A 9,057-nucleotide genomic window follows, 5' to 3' on the forward strand; every position below is an offset into this window, starting at 1 on the left:
TTACCTGGCCGGTAACAACGCCGGCCAGATAATTAAAATCGCCACGGGAATAACGATGATTAAAAAAAGAATCCTTTGCTTTCTGCTATTATTTTCTTTTAATACTGTCGCCAGCGTAACCCTGGGAGGAACGCGAGTCATTTATGAGGAAAATAAAAAAGAATCGAATATTTCAGTAAGCAATCAAGACAGCAACTCACCGGTACTCATCCAAGCCTGGGCAGAAAATTTTCGGGCCGAGGATAGCAGTGAAGTCCCATTCATTGTTACCCCGCCATTGTTCAGGCTGGAGCCAGAGCAGGATAATATTATTAGAATCATCCATTCTGGCGGCGTTTTGCCACAGCATGAAGAAAAAGTATATTGGCTTAGCGTAAGATCGATACCTTCAACCAAAAGAACCAAGGAAAACAAACTCCTTATCACAGTACAAAACAGAATAAAAATAATCTATCGCCCCAGTTCTTTATCAAAGAAAGAGGCAGGTGACGCATACAAAAAAATAAAATTCTCTCGAGAAAGAAACATGTTGGTTGTGAGTAACCCAACGCCATTTTATGTCTCTTTTTACTCTCTCTCTGTAGGTGAAAAAGAGCTTAAAGAAGCCGACATGGTCGCACCAAAAAGTAAAAAGCAATGGGCTATGCCAAACGGAATACGCAGCACTGTAATAAAATGGCAAGCCATCAACGACTATGGAGGCGTGACCGAGGAAATAAAAGCATCGTTATAAAAATATGTAAAGGGATGCAAAAATGACTATGCCAAGTATCGCCAACAACAAAAAGTCGGTGCTGTTTTTCTGTTTTTTATCCTCACCGGTTGCACTGGCAGAGGACTACTTTGAGCCTTCTGCATTAAACAGAAATTATCAAAACGTGGCTGACTTGTCCCATTTCAACAATCCGAGCGATCAATTGCCTGGTGAGTATTGGGTGGATATCTATCTAAACAACGCTTTTTTCGCTAATCAAAAAGTGGAGTTTTTTCACGTTGCCGGTGCTTTGCAACCTCGCATCCATCGAAACGATCTTGAAAATTTCGGCATCCAACTTGACGCATTAAAGGCAACGACGAGCGAAAACAGTCTAACCGATCATCCCATCAATGAGATTATTCCGGGCAGCTATGCAAAGTTTGACTTCAATCGCCAAAGATTAGATTTAAATATTCCTCAGGCTTATCTTAAAAACCAGCCGCGGGACTGGGTAAACCCGACGCTTTGGGATGACGGCATAAACGCCTTCCTGATGGATTACAGCTTCAGCGGCACCGAATCATGGCAAAATGGGAATGCAAAAACGGGTGATAATCAATATTTGAACCTGCGCAGCGGCGCAAACTTCGGCGCCTGGCGTTTGAGAAACTACTCCACCTACTCAAGCCAAAACAGCACCAAATGGAAAAGCATCAATTCCTATGCTGAGCGCGGTCTTAGAGACAGTAAAAGCACCTTGATCGTGGGTGACAGTTCAACTTCTGGCGACGTCTTTGACAGCTTTCAATTTCGCGGCCTGAAACTCGCGAGCGATCCCTCCATGATCCCTGACAGCCAGCGGGGCTTCGCCCCCACGGTGCGAGGCGTCGCGCAAAGCAATGCCGAAGTCATTGTGAAGCAAAATGGCTACATCATTTATCAAACTCACGTGCCCGCAGGAAGTTTTGAAATAACCGATATTTACCCCACCACCTCCAGCGGTGGACTGCAAGTAATCATCAAAGAGGCAGATGGCTCAGAACGCAGCTTCTTTCAACCCTTTTCCGCAGTGCCCATCATGCTGCGAGAAGGCATGAAAAAAAATGAATTAACGCTAGGCGAGTACCGTGCCGCGCAACGCGATAAATCTAAATATAAATTTCTTCAACAGTCATTAATTTATGGTCTTAGAGACGATAAAACGCTCTATGGGGGCGCAATCATCTCAGAAAAACACCAGGGAATTTCTTCCGGCATCGGCAGCAGCTTGAAAAAGTTCGGATCATTTTCAGCCGATGTCACCCATACCAAAAGCCGGCTCATTACGGGCACTTCCCGTTCGGGGCAACAATATCGGCTCCAGTACGCAAAAAACCTTGAAACTACGGGTACAAACTTCACGCTTGCAGGATATCGATATTCAACATCAGGCTATTTAAATTTTTCTGAATTTAGTGACATGAATACCAATCTTGAGAAAAAGTGGCTGGCGCGTGACATAAAAAGAAGCAAGCTGGTTCTCAATATTAATCAGCCCCTTCACGATTTCGGTAGTTTCTACCTCAACGGTTATCAACAGAACTACTGGCATAACAGCAGCGTTGAGAAGAATTTTCTGCTTGGGTTCTCAACCAGCCAGCGTGGTATTAGCTACAATCTTGCTTTGAGTTACAATAGCGGCCCTTATACGGATAAACCCGACAAGATTGCCACTCTTAACGTTCAGATCCCGTTGAACAAATGGCAATCGAACAGCTGGGCTAACTACACCGCCAGCAAGAACAGCAAGGGCAAGTTCAATCAGCAATTAGGTGTGAGCGGAACGGCTCTGGAAAATAACCAGCTCAGTTATAACGTCTCGGCCTCCCAAAGCAGCATCAGATCCGGACCATCCGGCAACGGCTCCGCCTATTATCGCGGCGGGTATGGCGAGGTCGGGGCCGGATACAGCTTTGATCAAAATATGCAGCGGGTTAATTACAGCCTACGCGGCGGCGCCATCGCCCATGGCGACGGCATTACATTATCGCAATCGCTGGGGGATACTGTGGCTTTAGTTAAGGTACCCAATACCCACAACATTGAAGTGATTAACAGTGTCGGCGTCAAAACTGACTCTCGAGGCTATGCGGTAGTACCTTACATCAGCAGTTATCATAAGAATCGGATTGCCTTAAACCCGCAAAGCTTTGGCGATGACGTTGAAATAGCAAAGAACAGCAAGATTGTTATCCCGACAAAAGGCGCTGTTGTATCCGCTCACTTTAAATCTAACATCGGCAATAGAATTATCTTAAAGCTGCAACACAATACCAACGCAATCCCTTTCGGCGCTGTCGCTACGCTGCAAGGTGAAGACAAAACGACAGGGATCGTAGGAAATGATAATAGCGTTTATATGAGCGGTATGCCGGATTCAGGAACGGTGTTGGTTCATTGGGAGGGGAAGCAACGCTGCCAAGGCAGTTATGCCATTACAGCTAAAGAGTCTGAGTCAAAAATAAAAATGCTCAATATGATATGTAAATAGCATTAAATTATTGATAAACGCACATAGCATAATATGCAGGATCTTTCCTGCTAAATGTCGACCAACTGGCAATGAGCTAAACATTAGGCAACCAAGGCATGTTTGTAATTAAACAGCACAGCGTAGAGAAACGACATGATGAAAGCAGTCGTAATTATTTACATACTGGTGTTCGCATCTGCTCTGTTAATATTATCAAATATAAACACTGACTGGTTTTGCGATGAATCCTGCAATCCCATTGAAGACAAAAAAAATGATGCACAAGAACCCCATCGAAGCTTCATGTCAGGCGAACCTTTGTTATCTTCATCACGGCATGGTAAACACTTCATTAGCGGTTGAAAGGAAAAAGATAATGATAGGAAGAAAATCACTAGATAAAGCAAAAATAATATTGCATGGGATTATTTCGCTTGCTCTGGTATTTTTATACTCCGCGAAAACTTATGCCGGAGATGAAGATTGCCGGGCAATGTATCATATACCGCCATATATTAGCCAGAGTCCGATCGTTGTTCCGGCAGATGCGTCAAACGGGGCAGTTTTGGGGCAAGGTGAATTGGATTTTTCCGTTAAGGTACTGTCAAATGGCGAAGCGATTTTCGGATACGGACATTTCGTGGTACAACCGTTCACCTACCTGACCTCAACCGGTTTTAAACACAATGGCATCCCCGTCTATAAAACCTCCTGGGAAGGCATTGGCATTGCAATGTCATTAAATAACCATGCCGGTATTCCAGAGTTTTCTGGACCGGACCCAACGCCGCCTTATTATATACTTTCGGCAAATTTTAAATACTATCTCGTAAAAATCGGAGATATTAAACCGGGTGTGATGCCGCAATTTGAGCCATTCCTGATGAACTATGCGTGTTTGCGGATCGCCGGTAGAGCCTTTAGACTCGGTCATCCAAAGTTTCCCGCTACCAACGTCTCAGTGGAAGGTTGCCGATTAACCACGCCAATCAAATACGTCCATTTGGGAGAAGTGAATAGAAAAGAATTCTCCGGTATTGGAAGTACCGCTGGCGAAACGCCGTTCGATATTACTTTAGAATGTAACTCAGATGCCAAAGTAGACCTGGAAATCAGAGGGCAAACGGTGAGTGGCAACAACCAGGTATTGGCGATTAATCATACTGACAATGCGGCCAAAGGCGTCGGGTTGCAGATTCTGCGCAACGGTGCCCCATTTGATTTAGGCAACAAAATTAATGCATTAGATACAACGCTGCTCGGCCAGAATTCGCTTTCTTTTCTGGCAAGATTTTACCAAACGGAGGCGAACATAACGCCGGGAGACGTGAGCGCCATCGCCCAATTCACCGTTTCATATCGATAGCCCTTTGTGGAATAAGAGGGGCTCCAAGCCACATTGGCACATAAACGACGCCTCTGTTCCGTGCACCCAGTGCTTCAGTATGCAATATCAGTCATATCAAAAATATTCATACAACTAACGCTAGAAAACTACATGATGGCCGAAGGATGAGCGCCCATCGTTTATATAAAAAATTGATAGATAAAAATAACACTATGTGCAGTTCGAGCAATATCTAATAGGAAAAGTGAATATGTCAACGCTATTTAAAACAACAGCTATAGCCAGGATCGCTGGCATCCTGGTCTTATTATTTTCCTTTTCAGCCCAAAGTGAGGGCGATTGCTATGCGATATGGCATCATCCGCTAAAAATCGAGCAATCCGGCATTACCGTCCCGGCAGGCGTTAAAGTCGGCGATCTTATCGGTCGTGGGGAATCTTACTTTTCCGTCAGGCTGTTGGCTAATGCCATACAGTTCTCCTTTGGCGAACCCGGCGATCTGGTGTTGCAAGCCTATACCCACTTGAGTGCGACAGCATTACAATACCACGGTATTCCCGTCTATCAGACTGGTTGGCAGGGGGTCGGCATTGCCATGTCGCTCAATGACCAACCGGGGCTTTGGGATATTTATGCGCCGCGTAATACACCCGTGAACTATGTTCTTGGCGGAAACTTCAAATATTATCTGGTCAAGACCGGCGACATACAATCTGGTGCCATGTCTGCATTTTCCCCTTTCTCCTTTAACTATACCTGCTTGAGAGCAACCAACGCCAGACGGCTGGGTGAGACCTATTTTCCTGCCGTCAATATCGCAGTGGAAGGTTGCCACCTCAGCACGCCGTCGAAACAGGTTTTCCTGGGAAAAATCAACCGGCGGACGCTCTCTGGTATAGGGGCCACGGCGGGAAATACCCCTTTTAACATCGCGATGGAGTGCAATGTCAACACTAAAGTCGATCTGGAGATACGCGGTGACATGGTTAATGGCAATCGTCAGGTATTGGCCGTTATCCCATCAAAAGAGGCGGCCACCGGCGTTGGTCTGCAGATACTGCGTAACGGCATTCCCTTTGAGTTGGGGACGAAAACCGGCATGCTAAACCAGACGCTGGTAGGGATGAACGAAATCCCGCTCAGCGTGCAATATTATCAAACGGAAGAAAAAGTTACGCCGGGAGAAGTCAATGCCGTGGCTCAATTCACCGTGTCATATCGCTAGTTTTGGTGAGCTGGCGGCATAACTCCGAGCTATCAGAAAGCCAGAGTCATTTTTCCAAGCGTCAGGCAAGCATTAGACGCACGCATAAAGCAAAAAGCCGACCCTAAGGTCGGCTTTTTAAATGGTGGTGGAGCTAGACGGGATCGAACCGTCGACCTCTTGCATGCCATGCAAGCGCTCTCCCAGCTGAGCTATAGCCCCACAAAAGTGGTACGCGTTGACCGGCGTTACGGTATTCCCCAACCTCTCTGAGAAGAAGTTTGGTGGAGCTAGACGGGATCGAACCGTCGACCTCTTGCATGCCATGCAAGCGCTCTCCCAGCTGAGCTATAGCCCCGTTCCACAATCACTTTGTGCTGTGAACGGGGCGCATAATATGAAACCCGCTCAAAGCTGTCAACGGCTAAATTGAATTACTGAATCAAGCGTTGAAAAAGCCGCCAAATCAGCATCTTTGGCGCCAAAAAATCATCACTTTGCGCAGAGTTCATCCATTTTGCGCGCTACATCTCAAAATGGCAAAAGACCCTGCATATCACATTGATTTTTAATTAATGGAATGTTAACGAAATGCGCTTGAGTCGGACTCCCGAGCGGCATAGACTGCCCGCGCCATAAACTTCATTACTATAAACCGAGTCCGTCATGTCTTTGCATTCACCAAAAGAAATCGCCGCCCTCGCCGTTCAGGCCGGGGTAAACAAAAGCCGCGCCCCGCTCGCTAATCTGCTGATTCTGGGCTTTCTCGCCGGCGCCTTTATTGCCACCGGCTTTCTGCTGGATATTCACGTCATCGGCACCCTGCCGGCCGAATGGGGCTCTTTCGGTGCCCTGTTGGGTGCCGCGGTCTTTCCTATCGGTTTGATCCTGACTATTCTGGCCGGCGGCGAACTGCTGACCGGCAACATGATGACCTTGCCGATGGCCTGGTTTGCCCGCGAAATCCCCGCCATCGCCGTGCTGCGCAACTGGTTTTGGGTCACCCTGGCCAACCTGGCCGGCAGCCTGGCCGTCGCCTACTTCTTCGGCCATTTGCTGGGCCTGACCGAAGGCGCATTCTTGCATAAGACGCTGGCGATCGCGCAGGCCAAAGTGGATGCGGACTTCCTGCACGCCTTCATTTCCGGCGTCGGCTGCAACTGGCTGGTGTGCCTGGCGGTGTGGTTAGCCTTCGCCAGCAAGGATGTGCCGGGCAAAGTGATCGGCATGTGGTTCCCGGTCATGGCTTTTGTCGCCATCGGCTTCCAGCACGTGGTGGCGAATATGTTCATCATCCCGGCGGCCATCTTTGCCGGCGGCATGGGCTGGGAGCAGTATCTGCCCAATTTCGTCGCGGTATTTCTCGGCAACGCGCTGGGGGGCGCCGGTTTTGTCGGGCTGATGTATTTCCTCGCCTACCGCCCGGGTTTGCCGGCCGGCGAGCAAGCCTGACACACCGCCATGAAAAAAGCCCCGGGATCGCTCCACGGGGCTTTTTCTTTAAGGCGTATCAGCAAATCAGGCTTGCGCTTCGCGCTCGGCGATGTAAGCCAGCGCCATGTCGATGCGCTGCAGCGAACGCTTCTGGCCGCTCGCATGCACGGTCACGTCCATGCCCGGCGACTGACCGGCGCCGGTCACCGCAACGCGCAGCGGCATGCCGACTTTGCCCATGCCGACACCCAGCTCATCCGCCGTGCCCTGAATGGCGTCGTGCACGTTTTCCGGCGTCCAGACGGTGATGGCGGCCAGCTTGGCGCGCACCGCTTCCAGCGGCTGACGAGCAACCGGGCGCAGGTGCTTCTTGGCCGCGTCGGCATCGAACTCGCTGAAGTCTTCATAGAAGTAGCGGCAGGACTCCGCCATCTCTTTCAGCGTTTTGCAACGCTCGCCCAGCAGCTTGACGATGTCTTTCAGTTCCGGGCCGTTGCGGGTTTCAAGGCCCAGTTGCTCAACGTGCCACGCCAGATGCACCGCCACTTCTTCCGCCGGCATATGGTTGATGTAGTGGTGGTTCAGCCACTGCAGCTTCTCGGTGTTGAACGCGCTGGCGGATTTGTTGATCGCTTCCAGCGTGAAGAACTCTTTCATCTCATCGATGGAGAAGATCTCCTGATCGCCGTGGGACCAGCCCAGACGCACCAGGTAGTTCAGCAGCGCCTGCGGCAGATAGCCGTCGTCGCGGTACTGCATAACGCCCACGGCGCCGTGACGCTTGGACAGCTTTTTACCGTCGTCGCCGAGGATCATCGACACGTGCGCGTATTCCGGCACCGGCGCGCCCAGCGCTTTGAGAATGTTGATCTGGCGCGGGGTGTTGTTGATGTGGTCTTCGCCGCGGATCACATGGGTGATTTCCATGTCCCAGTCATCGACGACGACGCAGAAGTTATAGGTTGGCGAACCATCGGTACGGCGGATGATCAGATCGTCCAGCTCCTGGTTGCTGAATTCGATCGGGCCGCGAATTTTGTCGTCGAAGATCACCGAGCCTTCCTGCGGGTTGCGGAAGCGCACCACGTGCGGCTCGTCGTCGGTGTGGCTGCACTGGCTGTCGCGGCAATGGCCGTCGTAGCGCGGCTTCTCGCCGTTTTCCATCTGCTTCTCGCGCAGCGCTTCCAGACGTTCCTTGGAGCAATAGCATTTATAGGCAGTGCCCTGCTCCAGCATCTCGTCGATGACCGCGTTGTAACGATCGAAACGCTTGGTCTGGAAATACGGGCCTTCATCCCAATCCAGGTTCAACCAGTTCATGCCATCCATAATTGCGTCGATCGCGTCCTGGGTGGAGCGTTCCAGATCGGTATCTTCGATACGCAGAACGAACTCACCGCCCGCATGGCGGCTGAACAACCAGGAATAAAGTGCGGTACGCGCGCCGCCGACGTGAAGATAGCCGGTCGGGCTCGGTGCAAAACGGGTTTTGATTTTCATTGGGTTCACTGCCTTATTACGCAACGCGTGTCGGCGGTTGCCGACGATTGCTCGGAATTGAAAAAAGAGTGGACGACATTGTATCACCACGCGCTAATTCCTCAACGCCGACACGATATTGCGCCGGTCGATTTCGCGCGTTTTGCGGTGAGTTTCGCATAGCATTGCGCAAAGAATCGGCGCCGTTGGCGATAATTATCGCGCCCTGCCTAAATTTGCGGCGAACGATTGAAATCATTTTAAAAACCGTTGACTCACTTTGAACTATCCCTATAATGCGACTCCAACAAGACGGGGCGATTAGCTCAGTTGGTAGAGCATCTCCTTTACACGGAGGGGGTCGGCGGTTCGAGCCCGTCATC

At 49.8% G+C, this 9,057-nt stretch carries 6 protein-coding genes and 2 tRNA genes; 5 read left to right on the top strand and 3 right to left on the bottom strand.

The window, feature by feature from the left end:
* The first annotated feature begins 55 nt into the window (after positions 1-55).
* The 4 genes from REA38_RS06230 (at position 56) to REA38_RS06245 (ending at position 5,782) form a co-directional block, all read left to right on the top strand.
* On the top strand, positions 56-733 hold the full coding sequence (locus tag REA38_RS06230; protein ID WP_308885364.1) for a molecular chaperone: 678 nt from the start codon (positions 56-58) through the stop codon (positions 731-733).
* Between the two features lie 22 nt (positions 734-755).
* On the top strand, positions 756-3,227 hold the full coding sequence (locus REA38_RS06235) for a fimbria/pilus outer membrane usher protein (RefSeq protein ID WP_308885365.1): 2,472 nt from the start codon (positions 756-758) through the stop codon (positions 3,225-3,227).
* Positions 3,228-3,450: 223 nt separating this feature from the next.
* Positions 3,451-4,575 (top strand): fimbrial protein, encoded by a 1,125-nt coding sequence (locus REA38_RS06240; protein ID WP_080434117.1) that lies wholly within the window; start codon positions 3,451-3,453, stop codon positions 4,573-4,575.
* A gap of 232 nt (positions 4,576-4,807) precedes the next feature.
* Positions 4,808-5,782, top strand: coding sequence for a fimbrial protein (locus REA38_RS06245; protein WP_308885367.1), 975 nt, complete (start codon positions 4,808-4,810; stop codon positions 5,780-5,782).
* A 125-nt stretch (positions 5,783-5,907) separates the two neighbouring features.
* Here REA38_RS06245 and REA38_RS06250 read toward each other — a convergent pair.
* Together REA38_RS06250 and REA38_RS06255 are read right to left on the bottom strand one after the other, a co-directional pair.
* A tRNA-Ala gene (locus REA38_RS06250) sits at positions 5,908-5,983 on the bottom strand.
* Positions 5,984-6,043: 60 nt separating this feature from the next.
* Positions 6,044-6,119: transfer RNA gene (locus REA38_RS06255), tRNA-Ala, on the bottom strand.
* Positions 6,120-6,427: 308 nt separating this feature from the next.
* Between REA38_RS06255 and REA38_RS06260 the strand changes: the two genes are divergently transcribed.
* Positions 6,428-7,213: a formate/nitrite transporter family protein gene (locus REA38_RS06260; RefSeq protein WP_041036155.1), complete on the top strand. Its 786-nt coding sequence runs from the start codon at positions 6,428-6,430 to the stop codon at positions 7,211-7,213.
* Between the two features lie 66 nt (positions 7,214-7,279).
* Here the strand turns inward: REA38_RS06260 and gltX are convergent, their stop codons facing one another.
* On the bottom strand, positions 7,280-8,695 hold the full coding sequence (gene gltX / locus REA38_RS06265) for a glutamate--tRNA ligase (protein ID WP_308885370.1): 1,416 nt from the start codon (positions 8,693-8,695) through the stop codon (positions 7,280-7,282).
* Positions 8,696-9,057 lie beyond the last annotated feature (362 nt).

Origin of the sequence: Serratia sp. MF1(2023), from assembly GCF_030954545.1 — a bacterium.
GTDB lineage: Bacteria > Pseudomonadota > Gammaproteobacteria > Enterobacterales > Enterobacteriaceae > Serratia > Serratia sarumanii.

Excerpts from the sequence above, each read along its gene's own strand:
- REA38_RS06230 (WP_308885364.1), top strand. The coding sequence starts at position 56 with ATGATTAAAAAAAGAATCCTTTGCTTTCTGCTATTATTTTCTTTTAAT.
- REA38_RS06235 (WP_308885365.1), top strand. The coding sequence starts at position 756 with ATGACTATGCCAAGTATCGCCAACAACAAAAAGTCGGTGCTGTTTTTC.
- REA38_RS06240 (WP_080434117.1), top strand. The coding sequence starts at position 3,451 with ATGAATCCTGCAATCCCATTGAAGACAAAAAAAATGATGCACAAGAAC.
- REA38_RS06245 (WP_308885367.1), top strand. The coding sequence starts at position 4,808 with ATGTCAACGCTATTTAAAACAACAGCTATAGCCAGGATCGCTGGCATC.
- REA38_RS06260 (WP_041036155.1), top strand. The coding sequence starts at position 6,428 with ATGTCTTTGCATTCACCAAAAGAAATCGCCGCCCTCGCCGTTCAGGCC.
- gltX (WP_308885370.1), bottom strand. The coding sequence starts at position 8,695 with ATGAAAATCAAAACCCGTTTTGCACCGAGCCCGACCGGCTATCTTCAC.